This is a genomic window from Actinacidiphila oryziradicis, assembly GCF_005047355.1.
In the GTDB taxonomy this organism is placed as follows: domain Bacteria; phylum Actinomycetota; class Actinomycetes; order Streptomycetales; family Streptomycetaceae; genus Actinacidiphila; species Actinacidiphila oryziradicis.
The window spans coordinates 34,102-56,690 of the sequence record NZ_SUMC01000032.1 but is presented as its reverse complement, the minus strand read 5'-3'; the positions used below and the strand labels follow the sequence as shown (position 1 = coordinate 56,690).

General features: G+C 70.0%; 24 protein-coding genes. 15 read left to right on the top strand and 9 right to left on the bottom strand.

Annotated features, from left to right (window positions below):
• Positions 1-301: 301 nt before the first annotated feature.
• Both FCI23_RS28900 and FCI23_RS28895 read right to left on the bottom strand, forming a co-directional pair.
• Positions 302-796, bottom strand: a complete 495-nt coding sequence (locus FCI23_RS28900; protein ID WP_136726877.1) for a hypothetical protein — start codon at positions 794-796, stop codon at positions 302-304.
• Between the two features lie 75 nt (positions 797-871).
• Entirely contained in the window at positions 872-1,447 is a 576-nt protein-coding gene (locus FCI23_RS28895) for a TerD family protein (protein WP_136726876.1), read from the bottom strand.
• 131 nt (positions 1,448-1,578) lie between these two features.
• Between FCI23_RS28895 and arfB the strand changes: the two genes are divergently transcribed.
• On the top strand, positions 1,579-2,016 hold the full coding sequence (arfB, locus tag FCI23_RS28890) for an alternative ribosome rescue aminoacyl-tRNA hydrolase ArfB (protein WP_136726875.1): 438 nt from the start codon (positions 1,579-1,581) through the stop codon (positions 2,014-2,016).
• A gap of 4 nt (positions 2,017-2,020) precedes the next feature.
• Here arfB and FCI23_RS28885 read toward each other — a convergent pair whose 3' ends face one another.
• On the bottom strand, positions 2,021-2,521 hold the full coding sequence (locus FCI23_RS28885) for a flavin reductase family protein (protein ID WP_136726932.1): 501 nt from the start codon (positions 2,519-2,521) through the stop codon (positions 2,021-2,023).
• Positions 2,522-2,844: 323 nt separating this feature from the next.
• On the opposite strand from FCI23_RS28885, the gene cdgB reads away from it, so the two are divergent.
• From cdgB to FCI23_RS28870, 3 genes are all read left to right on the top strand, one after another.
• Positions 2,845-4,485, top strand: coding sequence for a diguanylate cyclase CdgB (gene cdgB, locus FCI23_RS28880; protein WP_136726931.1), 1,641 nt, complete (start codon positions 2,845-2,847; stop codon positions 4,483-4,485).
• 534 nt (positions 4,486-5,019) lie between these two features.
• A complete protein-coding gene (locus FCI23_RS28875) occupies positions 5,020-6,216 on the top strand; it encodes a sensor histidine kinase (protein ID WP_136726874.1) in 1,197 nt (398 codons plus the stop codon).
• 31 nt (positions 6,217-6,247) lie between these two features.
• Positions 6,248-6,937: a response regulator gene (locus FCI23_RS28870; protein WP_136726930.1), complete on the top strand. Its 690-nt coding sequence runs from the start codon at positions 6,248-6,250 to the stop codon at positions 6,935-6,937.
• Here the strand turns inward: FCI23_RS28870 and FCI23_RS28865 are convergent.
• Positions 6,898-8,082, bottom strand: coding sequence for a threonine aldolase family protein (locus FCI23_RS28865; protein ID WP_136726873.1), 1,185 nt, complete (start codon positions 8,080-8,082; stop codon positions 6,898-6,900). The genes FCI23_RS28870 and FCI23_RS28865 overlap by 40 nt on opposite strands.
• Before the next feature lie 103 nt (positions 8,083-8,185).
• Here FCI23_RS28865 and FCI23_RS28860 point away from each other — a divergent pair, with 103 nt between their 5' ends.
• From FCI23_RS28860 to FCI23_RS28820, 10 genes are all read left to right on the top strand, one after another.
• On the top strand, positions 8,186-9,109 hold the full coding sequence (locus FCI23_RS28860; protein WP_136726872.1) for a Rossmann-like and DUF2520 domain-containing protein: 924 nt from the start codon (positions 8,186-8,188) through the stop codon (positions 9,107-9,109).
• Positions 9,106-9,963: a pantoate--beta-alanine ligase gene (gene panC / locus FCI23_RS28855; RefSeq protein WP_136726871.1), complete on the top strand. Its 858-nt coding sequence runs from the start codon at positions 9,106-9,108 to the stop codon at positions 9,961-9,963. Before FCI23_RS28860 ends, panC begins: the two co-directional genes overlap by 4 nt.
• Positions 9,960-11,834: an L-aspartate oxidase gene (locus FCI23_RS28850; RefSeq protein WP_407646039.1), complete on the top strand. Its 1,875-nt coding sequence runs from the start codon at positions 9,960-9,962 to the stop codon at positions 11,832-11,834. Before panC ends, FCI23_RS28850 begins: the two co-directional genes overlap by 4 nt.
• 47 nt (positions 11,835-11,881) lie before the next feature.
• Complete coding sequence (gene nadC, locus FCI23_RS28845; protein WP_136726928.1) at positions 11,882-12,859, top strand: carboxylating nicotinate-nucleotide diphosphorylase; 978 nt, start codon at positions 11,882-11,884, stop codon at positions 12,857-12,859.
• Between the two features lie 5 nt (positions 12,860-12,864).
• Positions 12,865-13,662: a type III pantothenate kinase gene (locus tag FCI23_RS28840; RefSeq protein ID WP_136726870.1), complete on the top strand. Its 798-nt coding sequence runs from the start codon at positions 12,865-12,867 to the stop codon at positions 13,660-13,662.
• 107 nt (positions 13,663-13,769) lie between these two features.
• Positions 13,770-14,441 (top strand): hypothetical protein, encoded by a 672-nt coding sequence (locus tag FCI23_RS28835; RefSeq protein ID WP_246144125.1) that lies wholly within the window; start codon positions 13,770-13,772, stop codon positions 14,439-14,441.
• A gap of 108 nt (positions 14,442-14,549) precedes the next feature.
• A complete protein-coding gene (locus tag FCI23_RS56740; RefSeq protein ID WP_169316973.1) occupies positions 14,550-14,726 on the top strand; it encodes a hypothetical protein in 177 nt (58 codons plus the stop codon).
• A 39-nt stretch (positions 14,727-14,765) separates the two neighbouring features.
• On the top strand, positions 14,766-15,233 hold the full coding sequence (locus tag FCI23_RS28830; RefSeq protein ID WP_136726869.1) for a BlaI/MecI/CopY family transcriptional regulator: 468 nt from the start codon (positions 14,766-14,768) through the stop codon (positions 15,231-15,233).
• Positions 15,234-15,242: 9 nt separating this feature from the next.
• Positions 15,243-15,770: an amino-acid N-acetyltransferase gene (locus FCI23_RS28825; RefSeq protein ID WP_136726868.1), complete on the top strand. Its 528-nt coding sequence runs from the start codon at positions 15,243-15,245 to the stop codon at positions 15,768-15,770.
• Between the two features lie 157 nt (positions 15,771-15,927).
• Positions 15,928-16,266, top strand: a complete 339-nt coding sequence (locus FCI23_RS28820; RefSeq protein ID WP_136726867.1) for a histone-like nucleoid-structuring protein Lsr2 — start codon at positions 15,928-15,930, stop codon at positions 16,264-16,266.
• Here FCI23_RS28820 and FCI23_RS28815 read toward each other — a convergent pair.
• Entirely contained in the window at positions 16,245-16,901 is a 657-nt protein-coding gene (locus tag FCI23_RS28815) for an SCO3374 family protein (protein WP_211265502.1), read from the bottom strand. The genes FCI23_RS28820 and FCI23_RS28815 overlap by 22 nt on opposite strands.
• 383 nt (positions 16,902-17,284) lie before the next feature.
• On the opposite strand from FCI23_RS28815, the gene FCI23_RS28805 reads away from it, so the two are divergent.
• On the top strand, positions 17,285-19,810 hold the full coding sequence (locus FCI23_RS28805; protein ID WP_136726866.1) for an ATP-dependent Clp protease ATP-binding subunit: 2,526 nt from the start codon (positions 17,285-17,287) through the stop codon (positions 19,808-19,810).
• Positions 19,811-19,880: 70 nt separating this feature from the next.
• On the opposite strand, the gene FCI23_RS60215 is transcribed toward FCI23_RS28805, so the two are convergent.
• The 4 genes from FCI23_RS60215 to FCI23_RS28785 all read right to left on the bottom strand — a co-directional run bounded on the left by FCI23_RS60215 (position 19,881) and on the right by FCI23_RS28785 (position 22,583).
• Positions 19,881-20,210 (bottom strand): DUF1016 N-terminal domain-containing protein, encoded by a 330-nt coding sequence (locus FCI23_RS60215; protein ID WP_246144123.1) that lies wholly within the window; start codon positions 20,208-20,210, stop codon positions 19,881-19,883.
• A gap of 397 nt (positions 20,211-20,607) precedes the next feature.
• Positions 20,608-21,399 (bottom strand): vWA domain-containing protein, encoded by a 792-nt coding sequence (locus FCI23_RS28795; RefSeq protein WP_136726865.1) that lies wholly within the window; start codon positions 21,397-21,399, stop codon positions 20,608-20,610.
• A gap of 91 nt (positions 21,400-21,490) precedes the next feature.
• Positions 21,491-21,685 carry a DUF397 domain-containing protein gene (locus FCI23_RS28790; RefSeq protein WP_136726864.1) on the bottom strand — a complete coding sequence of 65 codons (195 nt, stop codon included), beginning with the start codon at positions 21,683-21,685 and terminating at the stop codon, positions 21,491-21,493.
• Between the two features lie 10 nt (positions 21,686-21,695).
• On the bottom strand, positions 21,696-22,583 hold the full coding sequence (locus FCI23_RS28785; protein WP_136726863.1) for a helix-turn-helix domain-containing protein: 888 nt from the start codon (positions 22,581-22,583) through the stop codon (positions 21,696-21,698).
• Positions 22,584-22,589: the final 6 nt, after the last annotated feature.

Sequence of the window (22,589 nt, the reverse complement as noted above, 5' to 3'; positions counted from 1 at the left end):
CAAGCATGCTGCGGACCCGCACGCGCGAGCCCCGAGGAGATCACCCCACAGCGGCCCCGACCCCCACAACGGACATGGCGCGCCGGCACGCACGACCACCCAGCCCGTCCGGCGTTTGTGGGGGCACCTCCCGGCCGAAGGCTGGGGGAGGTAGCTGGGGGAGGAGCGGTAACCCCGGCGGAGGGGGTGGAATTGTGCTGGTCCGGCAAGGCAAACCCAGCCCGTCCGGCGCTTGAGGACAGAGCGGCAACCTGGCGGCCCAGGAGGGCTACGCGTCAGGCCTCCAGCCGGAGGTAAGGCGTTATACGCGCGAGAAGCGGGCCCGCAGGTCCCATACGACAGGGTTGTCGTCGAGCCCGTCGTGCATGTCGGCGAGGTCGGCGAGGAGGTCCTGGAGGAAATCCCGGGCCTCACGGCGCAGCGCCGTGTGGTTGAAGGTGAGCGGCGGCTCGTCGGGCGCCCAGTCGGCGGTGACGTCGACCCAGCCGAAGCGGCGCTCGAAGCGCAGGCGGTCCGTGGACTCGGTGAAGTCCAGCTCGGCGTATTGCGGCCGGGAGGCCCTGTTCCCCCGGGGATCGCGGTCGAGCTGCTCGACGATGTCGCACAGGGCCCAGGCGAAGTCCAGCACCGGCACCCATCCCCAGGCTGTGGACAACTCGCGGTCGGCCTTCACGTCGGCGACGTAGACATCCCCGCAGAAGAGGTCGTGCCGGAGGGCGCGCGCATCCGCGGTCCGGTAATTGGTCTGCGGAGGGTCGGGGAAGCGGCGGGAGAGCGAGTAGCCGATATCGATCACGAGCCCGATGGTCGCACGACGAAGGCTCCCGGGCCGCAGGCGCGGTCGGGAGCCTTCGCCGGGACGTCGTGCGACTCAGATGCTGACGCCGAAATCGGTGGCGATACCGGCCAGGCCGGAGGCGTAGCCCTGGCCGACGGCGCGGAACTTCCACTCCGCGCCATTGCGGTAGAGCTCGCCGAAGACCATGGCGGTCTCGGTGGCGGCGTCCTCGCTGAGGTCGTAGCGGGCGATCTCGGCGCCGCCGGCCTGGTTGAGGATGCGGATGTAGGCGTTGCGCACCTGGCCGAAGTTCTGGCTGCGGGTCTCGGCGTCGTAGATGGAGACCGGGAAGACGATCTTGTCGACGTCGGCGGGGAGGCCTGCCAGGTTGACGTTGATCTGCTCGTCGTCGCCCTCTCCGGCACCGGTCTTGTTGTCACCGGTGTGGACGATGGACTGGTCAGGCGTCTGCTTGTTGTTGAAGAAGACGAAGTGGCTGTCCGAGTACACCTTGCCGCTCGGGTTCACCGCGATGGCGCTCGCGTCGAGGTCGAAGTCGGTGCCCGTGGTCGTACGGACGTCCCAGCCGAGGCCGACCGTGACGGCGGTCAGTCCCGGCGCCTCCTTGGTCAGCGAGACATTGCCGCCCTTGGACAGGCTTACAGCCATGGAAGTCCCCTCCGTGATGTCGGTTGTTGCCGACGACGCTACCGTCATCCCCCACAACGCGGTCGGGGCACCGCCCGGTTCCTTGTCCCGCCGTGAAAACTGTGTGACGGGACGGGCCGCGAGGCGGGATCATGGGGGGCATGTCCGGACCTCTTCTCATCCGCGGCTCGGTCTCCATCCCGGAGGCCGAGCTCATGTGGCGTTTTTCGAGGTCCTCCGGGCCGGGAGGCCAGCACGTCAACACCAGCGACACCCAGGTCGAGCTCCGCTTCGACCTCGCCGCTACGGAGTCCCTGCCGCCGGTGTGGAAACAGCGTGCCCTTGAGCGGCTCGCCGGGCGGCTGACCGGCGGTGTGCTCACCATCAGGGCGAGCGAGCACCGCTCCCAGTGGCGCAACCGGGAGACCGCCGCCGTCCGCCTCGCGGCGCTCCTCGCCGAGGCGACGGCGCCACCGCCCCGGCCACGCCGCCCGACGAAGATCCCCCGTGGCATCAATGAGCGGCGGCTGCGCACCAAGAAGCAGCGCGGCGAGACCAAACGCGGTCGCAATCCCGGCGCCTGGGACTGAGAGGTCAGGCCAGGTGCTGGTACCGGCCGCGGAAGTAGATGAGCGGTCCGCCGTCCGCGCTCGGGGTGCGGGCGGCGAGCACTCGGCCGATCACCAGGGTGTGGTCGCCCGCGGCCACCCGCTGCTCCGTACGGCATTCGAGCACCGCGAGCGCGCCGCCCAGGATGGGCGCGCCGGACCGCTCGCCGCGGTAGTAGGCGATGTCCTCGAAGAGCAGCCGGTCGCTGATGCGGCCGCGCATGGCGAAGCGTCCGGCGATGTGCCGCTGGCTCTCGCTGAGTACGGAGACGGCCCAGAGTGGTTGATGTTCGAGCAGATCGTCCATGCGGGAGCCCTCGCGCACGCTTATGAGGACCAGCGGAGGCTCCAGGGACACCGACATGAAGGCGGTGGCCGTCATGCCGACGTCCTCGCCGCGTGGGCCGTCCTCGGGATCGTGGGCGGTGACGAGGACGACTCCGGCGGCGAGACGGGCCATCGCGGCGCGGAACTCGTCGGGGTGCACGGTCCCAGGATGAGGGACGGCGGCGGTTTCGGCGGGCCGGTCGGCCGGGGGCCGGGGCTGCGGCACTGTCTTGGTCACGCCATGAACGCTAGCCTGGTGGGCCCGGCGGAGGCATCAGGCTTATGGTCTAGGACCGGAGTCCCCACCCGCAAGAGATTACGGTCTGTAAATGAAGCTTTGCGCTGAGCTGTGACTTGAGTCACAAGGGGCACGAATTGTTGACCCTGTGTACCGAACGAACTCCGCTATGTGATTAAGTGGCGATGGCAATCGAACGACACCACATGTCAGGGGAGTCTGCTGTAGAGGGGCCGGGGATGGCGATGGACAACGAGTCGGAACCGTATGTCCGCCTCGCGACTCTGCGCCAGCTGCACAAGGTCGTCGCGGAGCTCAATACGGCGCGCAGCTTGGCCGACACTCTGCAGGCTGTCGCCGACGGAGTCGTCAAAGGGCTGGGCTATGAGCTCGCCTGCGTCAACCTCGCACGTCCGGACGGCGACCTCATCGTCGCCTCCGTCGCCGGCAACGCCGCGGCCGAGGCCCTCATGGCCGGCCGTGTCGCCCCACGTGCCACCTGGGACCGGCTGCTGAGCATCGGTGAGCGCTGGGGCGCGCTGCGCTTCGTGCCCCACACCGAGGCCTGGGTGATGGACGGCGGCGACATGCCGATCTGGCGGACCGACGGCCCCCCGCCCCGGTTCCCCGACGAATGGCACCCGGAGGATCTGCTCCTCGCGCCCATGTACGCCCCCCCGGCCGGCGGCGGTGAGCTGATCGGCGTCATATCCGTCGACCGGCCCCAAGGTGGCCGCAAGCCCGGCCCATGGGGCCGCGAGGCGCTCCAGACGTACGCCTTTCAGGCCGGCATCGCCATCAGCAACGCCCGCCTGCGCGCCAACATGCAGCGTGCCCTGGTCCGGCTGGAGCGCGAGCAGCAGGCGTTGCGGGCCAGCGAGGAGAGCTTCCGGCAGGCCTTCGAGTACGCCCCCAGCGGTATGGCCGTCGCCGAGATGGGCGGGGACCAGCACGGCAAGCTGCTGCGGGCCAACGACGCGCTGTGCCGGCTGCTCGGGCGCCCCGCGGCCACGATGCGGCGGTACTCCTTCTCCGACCTGGTCCACCCCGAGGACGTCGGCCTCCTCCTCCGTACCAGCGCCGAGGGCGGCCGTGCGGAGCTGCGCCTCGCCCGCCGCGACGGTACGTACGTCTGGGTCTCCCTGCGCAACTCTGTCGTCGCCGACGCCGCCGACGGGCCGCGCTTCCTGCTCACCCACATCGAGGACATCGAGGAGCGCAAGGGCCGCGAGCTCGCCCTCGCCCACCGCGCCAGCCACGATTCCCTCACCGGCCTCCCCAACAGCGCCGAGCTCCGCGCCCGGCTCTCCGGGCGCCTCTGCTCCCGCCCACACGGCCCCGACGGGCAGGCCGCCGACCCCGAGGGCCCCGACGAGTTCGCGTACAGCTACGGCTACGGGCCCGAGGAGATGGCGCGGCCGCTCGGCGGCTACGACCACCACAGCCACACCATCGTGCCGGAGGGCGAAGCCGCGGGTGGTAAGGGGCTCGCGGTGCTCTTCTGCGACCTCGACGGCTTCAAGTCGATAAACGACCGCTTCGGCCACAATGCGGGCGACGCCGTGCTGATTGAAGTTGCCCGGCGCCTCTCCAGCGTCGTGCGTGACGGCGACACGGTCGCCCGCCTCGGCGGTGACGAATTCGTCGTCCTCGCCGACGGCCTCGGACCGGAGGACGCGGAGGACCTCGCGGTGCGGCTCCGCACCGCGATCCTTCCGCCGATCCGCGTTGACAGCCGCGCGGTTCGCGTGGGCGCGAGCTTCGGCATCGGTTGGGCGGGCTGCGGCATGACGGCCGAAGAGGTCCTCCAATCCGCGGACCAGCGCATGTACATGGAGAAGCGCTCCCGATCCGGCAACCGCCCCAACCACCGCCGAGCGGGCTGACGTTGCCCTCGCCGGGCTGGCCGGTGCGGCGCCGGGTGCCCCGGCGCCGGGGTTGCCGCTCCGTCCTCAAGCGCCGGACGGGCTGGGTTTTGGTGCCCTGCGCCGGGGGCGGGGTGCGCCTTGTTCGGTGGGTGGGTCGGTGGCGCCTCCGGGGTGACTCTCTCCCCCAACCTTCGGCCGGGAGGTGCCCCCACCAGCTACCTCCCCCAGCCTTCGGCCGGGAGGTGCCCCCAGGAGGTGCCCCCACGACAGTGTCGCCAGCACCCCCTGCACCATGCGCCATCGCCACCGGCATACGGCGACAAAGTCTGCGGGGGACACCCCTGCACCGCCCCCTCCGGCCGTCACAGCGCCTCACGGTGAGTCGTGTCCCGCGGTCATCCCCGGGGGTTGCCCGGCGCGCGGTGGGGATCGGTGCCCACGGCGGACGGGAAGGGCCCGGGCCGGAGGCGCTTGGCCTCCACCCGGAGGAGTAGGGCAGATCGCTCTGGCGGTTGACTCCCGGGCGCACTGACCGTGCATACGCTGGGTGACGTGCAGCGCGTCTATGAATTTCTCCGCAGGAACCCCACAGGGGTCGACACCTTCTGGGCGCTCGTCCTGCTCGGAATCAACGGGCTGTGGGTGGTGGGGGCAGACGTGATCAGCGACCGGCGCCTCGCCGGGATCCCGGTCGCCTTCGCGCTGAGCACCGTCGTCGCGCTGCGGCGTCGCGCGCCGGAGAAGATGCTGCTGCTGGCGATCGCCACGGGCCTCGTACAGATCTTGGTGAATGTCAGGTGGAACCCGGGCGACTTCGCGATGCTGGTGATCGTCTATACGGTCGCGTCCAGCGGCGCGCTGTGGGCGTCGCGGCTGGCGCTGGCCGCGGGGCTGTGCGCCGCGCCGATCGCGGTGCTGAGCTGGCCGCAGGTGACGCCGTACCCGGTCTGGACGAACCTGATCGAGGCGGTGTTCCTGACAGTCCCGTTCGCCCTGGCGTGGGTGATCGGTGACAGTCTGCGCACCCGCCGCGCGTATTACGCGCAGCTGGAGGAGCGTGCCGAGCGGCTCCACCGGGAGCGGGAGGCACAGTCGAAGGCGGCGGTGGCGGCGGAGCGGGCGCGGATCGCCCGGGAGCTGCATGATGTGGTCGCGCACAATGTGTCGGTCATGGTGGTGCAGGCAGACGGCGCCGCATATGTGCTGGACGCCTCGCCCGAGCAGGCCAAGCAGGCGCTGGAGACGATCTCCAGTACGGGGCGGCAGGCGCTCGCGGAGATGCGCCGGCTGCTGGGGCTGCTGCGGTCGAAGGACGACGCCGGGGGCGAGTATGTGCCGCAGCCGGGCGTGGACCAGCTCACGGAGCTCGTGGAGCAGGTGCGGGGGGCGGGCCTGCCGGTGCGGTTCGAGGTGGCGGGGGAGGCGCGGCCGTTGTCGAGCGGGGTGGAGCTGACCGCGTACCGGATCGTGCAGGAGGCGCTGACCAATACCCGTAAGCACGGCGGGCCGGACGCGAACGCCACGGTCCGCCTCACCTTCGGTGAGGCGGAGTTGGATCTGCTCATCGAGGACGACGGGCGTGGTGCGCAGCACAAGCTGTACGAGGAAGGCGGTGAGGACGGCCTGGGCCAGGGCCTCATCGGGATGCGCGAACGCATCGGCATGGTGAGCGGCAGGCTGGACGCCGGGCCGCGGCCGGGCGGCGGATTCCGGATCAGTGCCGTGCTGCCGACCAGGACCGCACGCTGAGAACGAGGTTGGGAAAAGGAAAACGATGACAATGGCGATCCGCGTGATGCTCGTCGACGACCAGATGCTGCTGCGCACGGGCTTCCGCATGGTGCTCCAGGCCCAGCCCGACATGGAGGTCGTCGCGGAGGCGGGCGACGGCGTGGAGGCGCTGGAGGTGCTGCGCGCCACCAAGGTCGACGTCGTCCTCATGGACGTACGCATGCCGCGCATGGACGGAGTCGAGGCGACCCGGAAGATCTGCGGCGGGGACCCCGGGGGGCGGGTGAACGCGGGCGGGCCGCGCGTGCTCATCCTGACCACGTTCGATCTCGACGAGTACGCCTTCTCGGCGCTGAAGGCGGGCGCCAGCGGCTTCATGCTCAAGGACGTCCCGCCGGAAGACCTCCTCGGTGCGATCCGCGCCGTCCACAGCGGTGACGCGGTGGTCGCGCCGAGCACGACACGGCGCCTGCTGGACCGCTTCACTCCGATGCTGCCCAGCGGCGGTGAGCCCGCGCACAAGGAGGTGGACCGGCTCACCGACCGCGAGCGGGAGGTGCTGCTGCTGATCGCACAGGGCCTGTCGAACGGGGAGATAGCGAAGGAGCTGGTGCTGTCGGAGGCGACCGTCAAGACGCACGTCGGCCGGATCCTCACCAAGCTCGGACTGCGGGACCGGGTGCAGGCCGTCGTGATGGCCTACGAGACCGGGCTGGTGCGGGCCGGCGGGGCGGGGTAGGGGAGTTCCCGGCGGACGAACCGCAGGAAGTCGGTGATGCCCTCCGTCACATCCTCGGCCGTCCACTCCAGCGCCGATGCCGCCACCGTCACCTCGGTCACCGAGACGCCCGGGACCTCCGCGGCGAACCACCTATTGCCGCCGAAAACCGAAACCTTGGTCTCTTCCGCCTGCCGCAGCGCCGCCTCGTCCAGAAGTTCCGCCGGATACGGCAGCCACACCTGGAACTGGTGGGTATGCGGTATGGAGGGATGCACCCGGGACCACGGCTCGCCGGCCAGGCCCTGTGCCAGCGCCCCCGCGACGTCCTTGGCGTGCGCCACGTACGACTCCAGCCGGGGCAGTTCACGCTCCAGGCCCGCCAGCGCGGCGAGCGCGGCCGGCCACTGCTGGAACAGCAGCCCGCCGTAGCGGTGCCGCCAGGCCCTCGCCTCGTCCACCAGCTCCGCCGGACCCGCCAGCGCCGCGCCCGAGAGCGCGCCCAGCGACTTGTAGAACGACACATAGACGCTGTCCGCCAGCCCCGCGATCTCCGCCAGTGGCCGGCCGAAGTGCGGCGGGCACTCCCACAGCCGCGCCCCGTCGAAATGCACCACCGCCTCGCGTTCCCGGGCCGCGTCCACCGTCGCCGTCAGCTCCTCCCACGTCGGCAGGACGAAACCGGCGTCCCGCAGCGGCAGCTCCAGCATCAGCGTGCCGAACGGCTCATCCAGCCCCCGCACCTCCTCCGCGTCCGGCAGCCTCCGCTCCCTGGTGGGATGTATGCTGCGCAGCCCGGTCAGCGCGGAGAGCGCGCGGCGCTCGTGCATCTCGGGGTGGGACAGGGGGTGCAGCGCCACCGTCGTATTGCCGGTACGCCCCGCCCAGCACCGCAGCGCCACCTGCTGCGCCATCGTCCCGGTGGGGAAGAACGCCGCGTCAGCGGTGCCCAGCAGCCCGGCCGTCCGCCGCTCCAGCTCGGCCACCACCCCGTCGCCGTAGACGTCCGGAGGGCCGTCCAGGTCGTAGGCCGCGTCCGCCTCCACCTGCAGCTGGGACAGCCGCTCCCGCAGGCTGGGGCGTTTCCCGTCCGACAGGACCTTGTCGCACCCGTTCACCGCGGCCCGCCGCCGTGCTCTCTGCTCGGCCTCGTTCGTATCCGTCATACCTGTGATCCTGGCAGGGGGGCGGACTGCGGGTAACACTCCCGTAGCATGAACCTGTACGTCCGGTACCCCCCGCGGACTGGAACGGGAAGGCCTGCAAAGCGTGAACGCATCACATACGGCGGGGCTACCGCCCGAGGCGGCGGACCGCCCTGCGAGGTTGACGGTCGGAGTCGTCGGCGCTGGCCGGGTCGGACCGGCGCTGGCGGCGTCGTTGAAGCTGGCGGGTCACCGGCCGGTGGCGGCGTCGGGGGTGTCGGACACCTCGCGGCGGCGGGCGGCCGCGTTGCTGCCCGGAGTAGCGTTGGTGGAGCCCGCCGAGGTGCTGGCGCGAGCGGAACTGGTGCTGCTGACGGTGCCGGACGACGCGCTGCCCGGCCTGGTGGAAGGCCTCGCCGCCACCGGGGCCGTACGACCCGGGCAGCTGCTGGTGCACACCTCCGGCCGGTACGGCACCGATGTCCTCGACCCCGGGCTGCGGGCCGGCGCGCTGCCGTTGGCGCTGCACCCGGTGATGACCTTCACCGGCACATCGGTGGACGTGCAGCGGCTGGCGGGCTGCTCGTTCGGGGTGACCGCGCCGGAGCCGCTGCGGATGGCTGCGGAGGCGCTGGTTGTGGAGATGGGCGGCGAGCCCGAGTGGATCGAGGAGTCAGCCCGTCCGCTGTATCACGCGGGCCTCGCGATCGGCGCGAACCACCTGGTCACCCTGGTCGCCCAGGCGATGGAACTGCTGCGCGCCGCCGGAGTCGCCGAACCCGGCCGGATGCTCGGCCCGCTGCTCGGCGCCGCGCTCGACAACGCACTGCGCTCCGGCGACTCCGCCCTCACCGGGCCCGTCGCGCGCGGCGACGCGGGCACGGTCGCGGCGCACCTGGAAGAGCTGCGCAAGTACTCGCCGCAGGCCGTGGCGTCGTACCTGGCGATGGCACGGGCGACGGCGGACCGGGCGCTGGCCAGCGGAATGTTGAAGCCGGAATTCGCCGAGGCTCTGCTGGGCGTCCTCGCGGAGGGGGGTACGCGATGACCGCGCAACTGCTGCGGACGGCGGAAGAACTGCGATCGGCGGGCGCCGACGGCCGAACGCGGGCTGTCGTCATGACGATGGGCGCGCTGCACGAGGGCCACGCGACCCTCGTCCGCACCGCGCGTCAGCATGTGGGCGAGGACGGCGAGGTCGTCGTCACCGTTTTCGTCAACCCGCTGCAGTTCGGGCCGAACGAGGACCTGAAGCGCTACCCCCGCACCCTTGATGCGGATCGAGAGGTCGCCGAGGAGGCGGGCGCGGACACCGTCTTCGCCCCGTCCGTGGATGAGGTCTACCCGGGCGGCGAGCCGCAGGTGCGGATCTCGGCGGGGCCGACGGGGGAGCGGTACGAAGGAGCCACGCGCCCCGGGCACTTCGACGGGATGCTGACCGTCGTCGCCAAGATGCTTCATCTGACGCAGCCCGCTGCCGCCTTCTTCGGCCAGAAGGACGCCCAGCAGCTCGTCCTGATCCGCCGGATGGCCGCCGACCTGAACTTCCCGGTCGAGATCGTCGCCGTCCCGACCGTCCGCGAGCCGGACGGCCTGGCCCTGTCCAGCCGCAACCGTTACCTCTCGCCGTCCGAGCGGCAGTCCGCGCTCGCTCTCTCCCGCGCCCTGTTCGCCGGGCGCGACGCGCGGCACGGCGGCCCCGACGCCGTACGGGCGGCCGCCCGCGCCGTCCTGGACGGTGCCGACGGTCTCGTCCTGGACTACCTCGCGCTCATCGACCCCACCGACTTCACCGACGCCGCCCCCGGCCACACCGGCCCGGCGGTCCTGGCCGTCGCCGCCAAGGTCGGCTCGACCCGTCTGATCGACAACGTGCCCCTTGACTTCGGAGGCGTCCAGTGAACGGCACCACGCCCGCCATAGTGCCCTCCGGCGTGCGGCTGCGCGCCCCCGCCCCCGGCTGGGCCATCGACGCGGACGTGGTCGTCGTGGGGTCCGGTGTGGCCGGGCTGACCGTGGCGCTGCGCTGCGCGGCGGCGGGGGCGAAGGTCACCGTCGTCACCAAGGCCCGCCTGGACGACGGGTCGACGCGCTGGGCGCAGGGCGGCATCGCGGCGGCGCTCGGCGAGGGCGACACGCCCGCGCAACACCTGGACGACACCCTGGTGGCGGGCGCCGGTCTGTGCGACGAGGAGGCCGTACGGAATCTGGTCACCGAGGGCCCGGACGCCGTACGCCGCCTCATCGCGACCGGTGCGCGGTTCGACACCGCCCCCGACACCGGGGAGATCCTGCTGACCCGGGAGGGCGGCCACCACCGCCGCCGGATAGCGCACGCGGGCGGCGACGCGACCGGCGCGGAGATCTCGCGGGCCCTGGTGGACGCGGTGCGGGACGCCGGTATCGAGACCATCGAGAACGCCCTCGTCCTGGACCTCATCACCGACGCCGCCGGCCGCACCGCGGGCGTCACCCTGCACGTCATGGGCGAGGGCCAGCGGGACGGTGTCGGCGCGGTCCGCGCGCGGGCTGTCGTCCTGGCCACCGGCGGCATGGGCCAGGTCTTCTCGGCGACGACCAACCCCGCAGTCTCCACCGGCGACGGCGTCGCGCTCGCGCTGCGCGCCGGGGCGGAGGTCTCCGACCTGGAGTTCGTCCAGTTCCATCCCACCGTGCTCTGGCTCGGTCCGGACGCGGAAGGCCAGCAGCCGCTGGTCTCCGAAGCGGTGCGGGGCGAGGGCGCGTACCTCGTCGACGCCGACGGCGTCCGCTTCATGCAGGGGCAGCACGAGCTGGCCGAGCTCGCCCCCCGCGACATCGTCGCCAAGGCCATCATGCGCCGCATGCGCGAGCAGGGCGCCGAACACATGTATCTCGACGGCCGTCACTTCGGCGCCGAGATGTGGGCCCACCGCTTCCCGACCATCCTCGCCGCCTGCCGGGCCCACGGCATCGACCCGGTCACCGGGACGATCCCGGTCGCCCCCGCCGCGCACTACGCCTCCGGCGGCGTACGGACCGATCCGCGCGGCCACACCACCGTCCCGGGCCTCTACGCCTGCGGCGAGGTCGCCTGCACCGGGGTCCACGGCGCGAACCGCCTCGCCTCCAACTCCCTCCTGGAAGGCCTGGTCTTCGCCGAGCGCATCGCCGCCGACATCGTCGCCCGCCCGGCCGGGCCCGGCGCCCCCGTCATTCCTGTCCCGAGCCGTTTCCCGCTGCTCGCCCCGGAGGCCCGCTACGAGATCCAGCGCGTCATGACCGCCGGCGCGGGCGTCCTGCGCAGCGCCGACAGCCTCGACCGCGCCGCCGCCGCCCTCCGGCGCATCCAGCACACCGCCGCCGACGACCTCGAACGCGACGGCAAGACCGCCGAGCCCTGCGTCGAGACGTGGGAGGCCACCAACCTCCTCACCGTCGCCCGTGTCCTCGTCGAGGCCGCCCGCCGCCGCGAGGAGACCCGCGGCTGCCACTGGCGGGAGGACCGCCCCGACCGCGACGACGCCATCTGGCGCCGCCACCTCGTGGTACGCCTCACCCCCGAGCGCACGCTCGCCATCCACACCACCGAAACCGCCGCCTTCCCGCCCACAGCCACCCTGCCCGACCCGGCCGACACGCCCGGCGGAGCGTCCGGCACGACACAGGGCGCCGCGTCCGGCGCCGCCCCGGGCGCGGCAACCGCCCCGGCCGCCGCAGCCGGCGCGGGCCAAGCACCGCGTCCCCATGGCGCCCGCGCAGCGGGCCCCGCATCTCCGGAGGAGATCTCGTGAGCACGCCCGACCATCCACACCACCCCGACCAGTCCATCGGCGGGCAGCTGCCGCTCGTCGGCCACCCCGGCGAGGGGACCGGCGGTTGCGGCGACGGCTGCGCCTGCGGTGCGGAGCGTGATGACGACGCCTACGAGTGCGGTCTGGACCCCGCCCTCGCGCAGCTCCTGACGGACGCCGGACTCGACCCGGTGGAGGTCGAGGACATCGCCCACATGGCGATCGAGGAGGACCTCGACGGCGGCACGGACATCACCACCATCGCGACCGTCCCCGAGGACGCCCTCGCGACCGGCGACTTCACCGCCCGCGAGCCGGGCACCGTGGCCGGCCTGCGGATCGCCGAGGCGCTCCTCTCCGTCGTCTGCACGGACGAGTTCGAGGTCGAGCGCCATGTCGAGGACGGCGACCGCGTCGAGGCCGGCCAGGTCCTGCTGTCCGTCCGCACCCGCACCCGCGACCTCCTCACCGGCGAGCGCAGCGCGCTGAACCTCCTCTGCAGGCTCTCCGGCATCGCCACCGCGACCCGCGAGTGGGCCGACCTCCTCGAAGGCACCAAGGCCCGGGTCCGCGACACCCGCAAGACCACCCCTGGCCTGCGGGCCCTGGAGAAGTACGCCGTTCGCTGCGGCGGCGGCGTCAACCACCGTATGTCGCTGTCCGACGCGGCCCTCGTCAAGGACAACCACGTCATCGCGGCGGGCGGCGTCGCGGCGGCCTTCAAGCTCGTACGGCAGGAATTCCCCGACGTACCCATCGAGGTCGAGGCCGACACCCTCCACCAGGTCCGCGAGGTCCTGGACGCGGGCGCCGACCTGATCCTCCTCGACAACTTCACCCCCGCCGAGACGGAGGAGGCCGTGGCCCTCGTCAGAGGCCGCGCCGCCCTGGAATCCTCCGGCCGGCTCACCCTGGCCACCGCCCGCGCCTACGCCGAGGCCGGTGTGGACTATCTCGCGGTGGGCGCGCTCACCCACTCCTCGCCGATCCTCGACATCGGCCTCGACCTGCGAGCGGAGCAGTAAGCCGCATGCTGCTCACCATCGACGTCGGCAACACCCACACCGTCCTTGGTCTCTTCGACGGCGAGGAGATCGTCGAGCACTGGCGGATCTCCACCGACCAACGCCGCACCGCCGACGAGATCGCGGTGCTGCTCCATGGCCTGATGGGCATGCACCCGCTGCTCGGCCAGGACCTCGGCGACGGCATCGACGGCATCTCCGTCTGCTCCACCGTGCCGGCGGTCCTGCACGAGCTGCGTGAAGTCACCCGCCGCTATTACGGTGATGTCCCGGCCATCCTCGTCGAGCCCGGCATCAAGACCGGCGTCCCGATCCTCATGGACAACCCCAAGGAGGTCGGTTCCGACCGCATCATCAACGCGCTGGCCGCCGTGCACCTATATGGCGGTCCGTGCATTGTCGTCGACTTCGGCACGGCCACCACCTTCGACGCGATCTCCGCACGGGGCGAGTACGCGGGCGGCGCGATCGCCCCCGGCATCGAGATCTCCGTCGACGCGCTCGGGGCGCGCGGCGCCCAGCTCCGTAAGATCGAGCTGGCCCGCCCGCGCAGCGTCATCGGCAAGAACACCGTCGAGGCCATGCAGTCCGGCATCCTCTACGGTTTCGCCGGCCAGGTCGACGGTGTCGCCGAGCGGATGGCCCGCGAGCTCGCCGACGATCCCGACGACGTCACCGTCATCGCGACGGGCGGCCTGGCGCCGCTCGTGCTCGGCGAGTCGGCGGTCATCGACGCCCATGAGCCGTGGCTCACCCTGATCGGCCTGCGGCTGGTCTACGAGCGCAACGTCTCGACCACGTAGCCGCGCAGGCGAGCCAGTCGGACCCGGCCCGCCTGCGCGCCGCGCTACGCCGCGCCGCACATATCTCGTTACGCGCCTTTTGTCCGCTTAGTACGTAAAGTCGGTGCATGCCCACGCCACACGGGTCCCGAGGCGGCATGGCGTTCAGCGCGGACGAATTGCGTGTGCTCCGGCGCGCCCTCGCACAGGCCCTCCAGCCCTCCACATCCCCGACCCCTCCCCACCCGGAGGACGTCCACGACTACCTCCGCCTGGCCGACGCCGTCGATGAGGCGGCGCGCGAGAGCGTACGGCTGCGGACATTCCTGTTCGCGGAACTCGTCCGCTACCGCGCAGCGCTCCCCGGCAGCGCCACCGGCTTCCTGGAACGGCTGAACGGAGCGCTGGACTCCGGCTACGTCCCGCTCCCGGACGACCTCGCCGCCCTGCGCCGGCTGCGAGGGGGCCGCTACGACGCGATGCTGCGCCGCTGCGAGCACCTGGCGGAGCTGGCCGTGAGGGCCCGCCTGGAGGCCCGTATCCCCGCACCGGCCGGTGCGGGCGGGGCCCGGGCCGCAGCGGCCCTCCGGGCCCGGCTGTACGCCCTGCCGGGCGGGAGGTGCGCGGCGGACCTCCCGCCGCGCCCGTCGCGTCCGGTGCCGACCCCCGGGGAGGTGTTCCCCCGGCGCCGTCACCCGGCGCCCCCACCGGACCCGGAGCCTGAGCCCGCGTCACCGCCCCAGCCGAGCCCGCCGGAGAAGCCGGGCCCCCCTGCTCCGGAGGAACGCGCCACCGGCTGACCTCCGGACAGCACAGGCGCCCGTCACCTGTTCCCCCTTCGGAGTGACGGGCGCCTTTGCGGCCGCCCCGCAATGCTCGGCAAAAGAGACCGTGACTACTCTGGATCCATGGACTATGTTGCCGCGCTTGTGCCCTCCCTGGTGATGGCCGTCGCGTTCACGCTCGTTATCCGGACGATGATCAAGAGCCAGGGCGGGGCCAACAAGGGCAAGGAAGACGCGGCTGTCGATGCCGCGCTCGCCCGCGCCGAGAGTGCCCGCCAGTCAGAAGGCCCGGCGCACTAAGAAACGGTCATTCGCGACACCCGCGCGTAGTATTCGAACGTGCCCCGTCCTTTGGGAGAGCTCGAAGACGCCGTCATGACCAGGGTGTGGGAGTGGAACCGCCCGGTCACGGTGCGCGAAGTACTGGAAGACCTCCGCCAGGAGCGTTCCCTCGCGTACACGACGGTCATGACCGTAATGGACAACCTGCATCACAAGGGCTGGCTGCGGCGGGAAGCCGAAGGCCGTGCCTATCGCTATGAGGCGGTTTCCACCCGGGCCGCTTACTCGGCCGCACTCATGAACGAGGCATGGTCGGCCAGTGACAACCCCGCAGCCGCCCTTGTGGCCTTCTTCGGCATGATGTCGCCGGAACAGCGAGAAGCGCTGCGCGACGCAATGCGCGTCGTACGGTCAGTGGATCCTGTACAACCGACGCGGCCCGCAGTCTCCGCGGAGTCCATGGATCGTGCAAGGTCCGCAGATCCCGAGGACCCCGCCCGGCCGCCTGATCCCGGCGGGCGATAGCGTCCGGCCATGCCCTCAGCGCCTCTTGAATCAAAAGCTGTCACAGTCCGCCGGGCCCGGACCAGCGATGTGGCCGCGGTACGCGGTCTCCTGGACTCCTATGTGCGGGACCGTATCCTGCTCGACAAGCCGACCGTGACGCTTTACGAGGACATCCAGGAGTTCTGGGTCGCCGAACGCGACGAGGACGCCGAGGTCGTCGCCTGTGGCGCCCTGCATGTGATGTGGGAGGACCTGGCCGAGGTGCGTACTCTTGCGGTAGATCCGGCCCTGCACGGGAAGGGTATCGGCCATCTTGTGCTCGACAAGCTGTTGAGGACCGCGCGATGGCTCGGTGTGCGGCGGATTTTCTGTCTCACCTTCGAAGTGGACTTCTTCGCGAAACATGGCTTCGTGGAGATCGGCGAGACCCCGGTCGACGGGGATGTCTTCGGTGAGCTGCTCCGTTCCAATGACGAGGGAGTGGCGGAGTTCCTTGACCTCGAACGGGTGAAACCTAACACCTTGGGCAACAGCCGCATGCTGCTGCAACTGTGAGGGGCGGGTCACGAGAGATCGTTATGCCCGAATCGTTCCGCATGGAAGGGCCTGCTCACAGGCTTGGGTAGGGACGAGTTCGCCCAAGGGGTTTGTGTTTTCCGGGGAAAGGCGGTTTGCTTTTACCGGTTATCCGTATTCGATGAAAGGGAAGCCGGTGGCACAGAAGGTTCAGGTCCTTCTTGTTGACGACCTCGACGGCGGCGAGGCTGACGAGACCGTGACGTTCGCTCTGGACGGAGTGACGTACGAGATCGATCTCACCACCGCCAACGCGGACAAGCTCCGAGGTCTGCTCACTCCGTACCTGGAAAGCGGCCGCCGTACCGGCGGACGCGCTGGCCGGGGCCGTGGGCTGAAGGCCGCACGAGTGGGTGTTGCGGGCCAGGACACCGCGAAGATCCGCGCATGGGCGAAGGAGAAGGGCTACGAGGTGAACGACCGCGGTCGCGTCCCCGCGACGATCCGCGAGGCTTACGACAAGGTGCACGGCTGAGCGCGCCCGTCCCGCGGATCAAGCAGATCAGGCACAGCACGGTGACTGCGCCGCAGTCTCACCCGGTGGCAGGCGGTCGCGAGTGCGGCCACCAGCGCCACCAGGCCGACGGGCCCCCCACTCTCCCCGTCGGCCCGGCCGGCCTTCCAGGGGGCCTCACAGGCCCCGGAGCGGCCCGCGAGGCTCATCGTGGGCAGCGACCGCTCCACCTCGTCTCCCGGTCCGGGAGGCCGCAGCCAAACCGGCGCCAGCCGGTCGTACGCGGTCTCCCGCCGGATACCCCGTGGCACCGTCGGTGCGGGCATCCACCCGCCGGCCCCCAGGGCGGTGAGATCGAGCGGAATTCCCCCCCACTCCAGCCAGTCCAGCAGCCCGGGCAGCTCCTCCGAGCTCCCGGCGGCCACCAGCAGCCGCATCCGCCGCCCGTCCAGCGCCACCGGCCCGGTGGCCGTGGCCCGCGCGAAGCGCCGCAGGTCCAGCACCTCGAAGCCCGCCTCGGCCGGGACGTCGAGCGCATCGAAACGCACCCCGGTGAGCAGGTTCCTGACCGGCTTGGTGCCCGGTGTCGCCGTGACCGGGTCCGGCGGAACCGCTCCTGCGGTCGGCCAACCCAGCTCGCGCTCGTACCAGCCCATATCGCCAACAACGAGTGCCGGTTCTTTTACGATGCGTGTCGTGCATCGCGCAAGCATGTTCGCCCGTAGCGCAGGGAACCATAGGGATCTGCATGGAGTGTCGGGGGTACGGGGTAAGAAAGACCTAGTGGAGAGGGGCGACGGGCGTGTCGGGAAAGGTGGGCGTTCGCCATCGGCGTAGCGAATAAGGGTCTATCTGCCTGGCCTGCGGGAACATCGTCTCGCACCATCGGGTTGGAGCTGTTGTCAGCTGTGTGGGACTAAGAGTCCCGGATGGGTGTCGACAGTAGAAGTGAGCTGCCCCGCGGTGCGGGACTAGCATGCGGAAGGACAGGGAGGGGACCGACCCCTAACTGCCCGACCGCTCTGAGGAGCGATTAACGATGTTCGAGAGGTTCACCGACCGTGCGCGGCGGGTTGTCGTCCTGGCTCAGGAAGAAGCCCGGATGCTCAACCACAACTACATCGGCACTGAGCACATCCTCCTGGGCCTGATCCACGAGGGTGAGGGTGTCGCCGCTAAGGCCCTGGAGAGCCTCGGGATTTCGCTCGAGGCGGTTCGCCAGCAGGTGGAGGAGATCATCGGGCAGGGGCAGCAGGCCCCGTCCGGGCACATTCCCTTCACCCCGCGTGCCAAGAAGGTCCTGGAGCTGTCGCTCCGCGAGGCCCTCCAGCTCGGCCACAACTACATCGGTACGGAGCACATCCTGCTCGGCCTGATCCGCGAGGGCGAGGGCGTCGCCGCCCAGGTCCTGGTCAAGCTGGGCGCCGACCTGAACCGGGTCCGGCAGCAGGTCATCCAGCTGCTCTCCGGTTACCAGGGCAAGGAAGCCGCCACCGCCGGCGGCCCGGCCGAGGGCACCCCCTCGACCTCCCTCGTCCTGGACCAGTTCGGCCGCAACCTGACCCAGGCTGCTCGTGAAACCAAGCTCGACCCGGTCATCGGGCGCGAGAAGGAGATCGAGCGGGTCATGCAGGTGCTGTCCCGCCGTACCAAGAACAACCCCGTCCTCATCGGCGAGCCCGGCGTCGGCAAGACCGCCGTCGTCGAAGGCCTCGCCCAGGCGATCGTCAAGGGCGAAGTGCCCGAGACGCTCAAGGACAAGCAGCTCTACACCCTGGACCTCGGCGCACTCGTCGCCGGCTCCCGGTACCGCGGTGACTTCGAGGAGCGCCTGAAGAAGGTCCTCAAGGAGATCCGCACCCGCGGCGACATCATCCTGTTCATCGACGAGCTCCACACCCTCGTGGGTGCCGGCGCCGCCGAGGGCGCGATCGACGCCGCCAGCATTCTCAAGCCCATGCTGGCCCGCGGCGAGCTGCAGACCATCGGCGCCACGACGCTCGACGAGTACCGCAAGCACCTGGAGAAGGACGCCGCCCTCGAGCGACGCTTCCAGCCCATCCAGGTCGCCGAGCCGTCCCTGCCGCACACCATCGAGATCCTCAAGGGCCTGCGGGACCGCTACGAGGCCCACCACCGCGTGTCCATCACGGACGCCGCCCTGGTGGCCGCGGCGACCCTCGCCGACCGCTACATCTCCGACCGCTTCCTCCCGGACAAGGCGATCGACCTCATCGACGAGGCCGGCTCCCGCATGCGCATCCGCCGCATGACCGCGCCGCCGGACCTCCGCGAGTTCGACGAGAAGATCGCCGACGTGCGCCGCGAGAAGGAGTCCGCGATCGATTCGCAGGACTTCGAGAAGGCGGCCAGTCTCCGCGACAAGGAGAAGCAACTTCTCTCCGCGAAGACCAAGCGCGAGAAGGAGTGGAAGGCCGGCGACATGGACGTCGTCGCCGAGGTCGACGAGGAGCTGATCGCCGAGGTCCTGGCCACGGCCACGGGCATCCCGGTCTTCAAGCTGACGGAGGAGGAGTCCTCCCGGCTGCTCCGTATGGAGGACGAGCTCCACAAGCGCGTCATCGGCCAGAAGGACGCCATCAAGGCCCTCTCCCAGGCCATCCGCCGTACGCGGGCCGGCCTCAAGGACCCCAAGCGTCCCGGTGGCTCCTTCATCTTCGCCGGCCCGTCCGGCGTCGGTAAGACCGAGCTCAGCAAGACCCTCGCGGAGTTCTTGTTCGGTGACGAGGACGCCCTCATCCAGCTCGACATGTCGGAATTCTCGGAGAAGCACACAGTTTCCCGCCTCTTCGGTTCTCCCCCCGGCTACGTCGGCTACGAAGAGGGCGGCCAGCTGACCGAAAAGGTCCGCCGCAAGCCGTTCTCCGTTGTCCTCTTCGACGAGGTCGAAAAGGCCCACCCCGACATCTTCAACTCCCTGTTGCAGATTCTGGAAGACGGTCGCCTGACCGACTCCCAGGGCCGGGTCGTGGACTTCAAGAACACGGTCATCATCATGACGACCAACCTCGGCACCCGGGACATCTCCAAGGGCTTCAACCTCGGCTTCGCCGCCATGGGAGACGTCAAGACCGGGTACGACCGGATGAAGGCCAAGGTCGGCGAGGAGCTCAAGCAGCACTTCCGCCCCGAGTTCCTCAACCGTGTCGACGACATCGTCGTCTTCCACCAGCTGACCGAGGAAGACATCATCCAGATCGTCGACCTCATGATCGGCCGCGTCGACGAGCGCCTCAAGGACCGGGACATGGGCATCGAGCTCAGCTCCGACGCCAAGTCCCTCCTCGCCAAGAAGGGCTACGACCCGGTCATGGGTGCCCGGCCGCTGCGCCGGACCATCCAGCGTGAGATCGAGGACATCCTCTCCGAGAAGATCCTCTTCGGCGAGCTCCGTCCCGGCCACATCGTGGTCGTCGGCGCCGAGGGCGAGGGTGAAGAGCGCAAGTTCACCTTCCGCGGTGAGGAAAAGGTCTCCGTCGCCGACACCCCGCCCATCGAGGCGGCCGGCTCCGGCGGTGCCCCGAACCTGAGCAAGGAAGCGTAAGCGCTCCGCGCCGGGCCTGTCTGAGGGGCTGCCCCTGGACCGTATTCGTACGGTCCAGGGGCAGCCCCTTTCAGTCGTCCCGGCCGTCCGCGTCGATGACGTCCTGGACCAGGCGGGACAGGTCTAAGTTGCTGCTCGCAGCCCCCTGGGTGAGATGCAGACGATGACCGATCCAGTGCTCCAGCATCCCGCGCGACCAGCCGTGCTGCACGGCCGTCTTCGCATAGAAGTCCTGCTCAGCGGGGGTATCGAGGCGGCCCATCAGGACGATGATGTGTCCCCAGGGCAATTGGGCAACAGCCTGTTGCCCAATTTGTTCGGGCCGTGTTCGAGCCATCTGCTGCATGTACTTGAGGTTGCGGAGCGAGAAGCCCCGCTGCCCGGGGAACGCCGTGCGCATGTCGACGGCGATCCGGTCGATGACCTTGGTGCCCCACGCTTCCTGGACTGGCGCTCCAGGAGGGTGCGGCCCAGCTCCCAGTACATCTGGATCAGCTCGGTGTTGACCGCACGCTGGGCGCGGATGCTGGAGCGCTTGACGATCGCTTTCAGGTCGTCGAGGAGCTCTCCGTGCCCTGGCGGCAGGGCACGGAGCTGGGCGGGTACGACTGGTCTGTTCTTGATGTTTTCTGACCCGCTGCTGAGCCTTGCGTAGATCATATGCATTCAGTCAGCTACGACCAGTAATGTCCGTCGAACGGGTGAATCGCGTTGCCTGCGGCGCTGGGGCGGTCCGGGAGTAAGGCGGCCGGCCCGCCCCGGGACCGTAAGCGGTACGGCCCCGGGGTAGCCCCTTTTCAGCGCCCGCGCGCCCGCACGCGCACGTGCACGATGCCCGCAGCCCGCGCGGCACCCAGCCACTGCGGGAACTCGCTCATCAGCGCCTGGAACAACTCCGTGTCCGGCACGGCCCGGGGATCGGTGCCGGCGGGAAAGAAGCCCGCATTGTCCACGACCCGCTTAGCCGGAACGGGCAGATCGTCGAGCTTCCGCAGGAAGTCGAATTGCTTGTCGTCCGGGTCCCCGAAACCGATGAACTGCCAGAAGATCGGCAGCCGGGCCGCAGCGCACAACACGCGCTCGGCGGCCACGCGAGACGTGGGGCCGCCATCTGTCTGGAAGATGACAAAGGCGGGGTCAGTGGCGCCGGAGGTAGTGTAATGGTCAATAACGGCCTGCATGGCCACGTGATAGTTGCTGCGCCCCATATGTCCGTAACCACTGTGCAGGGCATTCACGCGGCCCTCATAGCAGTCCAGGCTGAAGTCGGCGATACCGTCGATGCCGGTCGAAAAGAACACTACAGGCACCGTGCCGTCATCATCGAGATTCGCTGACAGCCCCAAAGCCTGCTCCGCCAAATGCTGGACGGTTCCGTCCTCGAAATAGCCGCGCATACTCCCGGAACGGTCAATGACCAGGTAAACGGCAGCGCGCTGCCCGGCCACGCCGGATTTCTCCAACGACACCCGCGCTGTCTTGTACAGGTCGACCAGACGGGGCGCGGTCACCTGGACCTTCTCCAGGCTGATCGCCGAAGTCCCGGACGCGGACGCCGGGCGCGGCCGTTTGACGTAATCGATGGCCATGCGAATCTCCGTAGGCAGTGCAGCGGACGCCGACAGTCGGCAGTCGCCCGTTACGGTATGCCCGGCGTGGGGTACACCGGGCGGCAACGGGTCAGCTCGGCTGGTCGAAGTCGTCGGCCTTGATGCCCTGGAGGAAGGCGGCCAGCCCGGCCCGGCTGGCGGTGAGTATGAAGCCGGGGGCTTCGCTCTCGCGTATGAGGACGCCGTCGCTGGACGGGGCGAGTTCCAGGCAGTTGGTGTTGGGGTCACCGCTGAAGCTGGACTTTTGCCAATGGAGCGTGGGCATGCTCGCTCTCCTAGAGGGTGTAGAGGATGTGCTGGATGAGGCCGAGCGAGCTTTTCCCGGAGTGCGTTTCCGGGACCGCCGCCGGGTTGATCGGGGGTAGCGCAAGCTCTGCCAGCTTGCCGAACATGTCGCTGTACTGGGTGATGTGGGGCTCGTCGCCCATGTAGAGGGACCGGACCGGGTGGTCCAGCAGGACGGTGCTCAACTCTCTGGCGGTAGGCGTGATCAGGGTGAAGGTTCCGCTGAGGGCCGCGTAGACGCCTGCCTCGTACGGGAACACCTGGATCACCACGTTGGGCAGTCGCGCGAGCTCGATGAGGTGGAGCAGCTGCGCCCGCATGATCTCCGGGCTGCCGATGTGCATGTGCAGGGCGGCCTCATGGATCACGGCGTGCATGACCGGCGGATCTTCCCCAGTCAGAACGCTTTGGCGCTCGAGGCGGAAGGCGCTGGAATCGTCGATCTCTTTCGCGGTCAGCTTGGGACGGACGTTCTCGAAGGTCGTGCGCATGTACTGCTCCGTCTGGAAGAGCCCTGGGATGAACAGCGATTCCTGGCTCTGGATGCGCCGCGCGCCGGCTTCGAGCTCCGCGAGATTGAGGGCAGGTTGTTGCTGCCTCTTCTTGTGCTCGGTCCACCAGCCCTTGCCGCTGCTTTCCGCCATCGTGACGAGGGCGGCGATGAAGGGCTCATTAATGCAGCGGTAGGCGCGACATAGAGCGCGGAGACGATCGGTTGTGATCGAGGTCCGGCCGGACTCGACGTGGCTCAGGTGAGGACCGCCCATGCCGACCTCAGCACCCACCTGGGTGAGTGACATGCCGCTGAGTTCCCGGAGTTGGCGTAGCTCTGCTCCTAGTCGGCGCTGTCGCTCGGTGATGGTCGTGCGTAGTGGCACTGCGGG